The organism is Ideonella sp. P3_A4, assembly GCF_056403075.1.
The window spans coordinates 1-2060 of the sequence record NZ_JBFUGE010000870.1 but is presented as its reverse complement, the minus strand read 5'-3'; the positions used below and the strand labels follow the sequence as shown (position 1 = coordinate 2060).

Below are 2060 nucleotides of genomic sequence, written 5' to 3'. Positions count from 1 at the left end.
TCTACCTGAAGCACTGTGTGAAGGCCTGCGACGGCGGCGTCGAGCGCTCGCACATCCTGCCGTTCGCCACCGATGGCGCGCTGCTGATGGAGGTCTTCACCCACGACGGCATCGGCACCATGGTGGTCGACGAGAAGCTCGAAAGCCTGCGCGAAGCCGGCTCCGACGATGTCGGCGGCATCCTGCAGCTGATCGAGCCATTCGAACGCGATGGCACGCTGGTCAAGCGCGACCGCACCGAGATCGAACGCGACATCGCCAACTACACCGTGATCGAGCACGACGGCGTGATCTTCGGCTGCGCGGCGCTCTACCCCTACCCCGAATCGCGTACCGGCGAAATGGCGGCGCTGACCGTGTCGCCGCAGGTGCAAGGCCAGGGCGACGGCGACAAGATCCTCAAGCGCGTCGAGCAGCGTGCTCGCACGATGGGGATGGACTCGATCTTCGTGCTGACCACCCGCACGATGCACTGGTTCATCAAGCGGGGCTTCGTCCAGGTCGATCCCGACTGGCTGCCCGAGGCCCGCAAACGCAAATACAACTGGGACCGGCGCTCGCAAGTGCTGGTCAAGAAGTTCGGCTGACCAGCCGCCGCTTCGTTCGCAACATTTCACTTTCGCTGGAGACGCCCGATGGCCCGCACCGTTCAATGCACGTACCTGAAGAAAGAGGCCGACGGCCTGGATTTCTCGCCCTACCCGGGCGAACTCGGCAAGCGCATCTACGACAACATCAGCAAGGAAGCTTTCGAGCTCTGGAAGAAGCACCAGACCATGCTGGTCAATGAAAACCGCCTGAACCTGGCCGATGCGCGGGCCCGTCAGTACCTGGCGMGCCAGATGGAGCAGTTCCTTTTCGGCGGCGGCGCCGACCAGCCGACTGGATACGTTCCGCCCGCCGCCTGATCTGCATCAACAACGCAATTGCGAACCATTCGCGTTTATAGGCTAGACTGGGCTCAGTTGTTTGACTGACCCCTGTCTGGAGTTTCGAATGCGCATGGTTCCCCGCTTGGCGGCTTTGGCCGCCCGTATCGCATCCATCGCCGCCGTGGCCGCCATGCCATTGGCCGCCCAGGCGCAGGAAAACGTGCTGAATCTGTATTCGGCGCGCCACTACCAGACCGACGAAGCGCTTTACGACAATTTCACCAAAGCCACCGGTATCAAGATCAACCGGGTGGATGCGGACGATGCCGGCATCCTGGCCCGGCTGAAAAGCGAAGGCAGCGCCAGCCCGGCCGATGTGATTTTGTTGGTCGATGCCGCCCGCCTGTGGCGCGCCGAGGTCGACGGGCTGTTCCAGCCAGTGCGCGACCCCTTGCTGGAAAGCCGCATCCCGGCCCAGTTGCGCAGCCAGGACAAAGGCGAAGGTTCGCAGTGGTTCGGTTTCTCGACCCGCGCCCGCATCGTGGTTTACAACAAGCAGGTGGTCTCACGCGAAGACGTGGATACCTACGAGGAACTGGCCGACCCGAAAAACCGCGGCAAACTCTGCACACGTTCTGGTTCGCACCCCTATAACCTGTCGCTGTTCGGCGCCATGACCGAGCACCTGGGCCCCGTCAAGACCGAGGCCTGGCTGAAGGGGCTGGTGGCCAACATGGCGCGCCCGCCCATGGGTGGTGACACCGACCAGATCAAGGCGGTGGCCAGCGGCGAATGCGCCATCGCGCTGACCAACACCTACTACCTGGCCCGGCTGATGCGCTCGGAGAAGGCAGAAGACAAGGCGGCCGTGCAGCAGATTGCCGCAGTGATGCCCAACCAGGCCACCACCGGCACGCACGTGAATATCGCCGGCGGTGCGGTCGCCCGTTATGCCAAGAACCGGGCGGCGGCGGTGCGTTTCCTCGAATACCTCGCCAGCGACGCCGCCCAGGCGTACTTTGCCAACGGCAACAATGAATGGCCGGCGGTGACTGGCTTGAAACTGACGAATCCGGCGCTGGACAAGCTGGGGGCCTTCAAGGCCGAATCCGTGCCGATCTCGGTGATCGGAATGAACCAGGTCAAGGTGCAGCAAATGCTCGACCGGGTCGGATATAAGTAATTACC

Annotated in this window: 3 protein-coding genes; all 3 read left to right on the top strand. The window is 63.0% G+C overall.

The genetic code is table 11. The features are described 5' to 3' along the window. The coding region (gene argA / locus AC1DYI_RS33865) for an amino-acid N-acetyltransferase (protein ID WP_477208491.1) at window positions 1-587 on the top strand (587 nt) is incomplete at its 5' end. A gap of 48 nt (window positions 588-635) precedes the next feature. Beyond that, a complete protein-coding gene (locus AC1DYI_RS33860) occupies window positions 636-908 on the top strand; it encodes an oxidative damage protection protein (protein WP_477208490.1) in 273 nt (90 codons plus the stop codon). Between the two features lie 154 nt (window positions 909-1062). Next, window positions 1063-2055 (top strand): extracellular solute-binding protein, encoded by a 993-nt coding sequence (locus tag AC1DYI_RS33855; RefSeq protein WP_477208492.1) that lies wholly within the window; start codon window positions 1063-1065, stop codon window positions 2053-2055. Window positions 2056-2060: the final 5 nt, after the last annotated feature.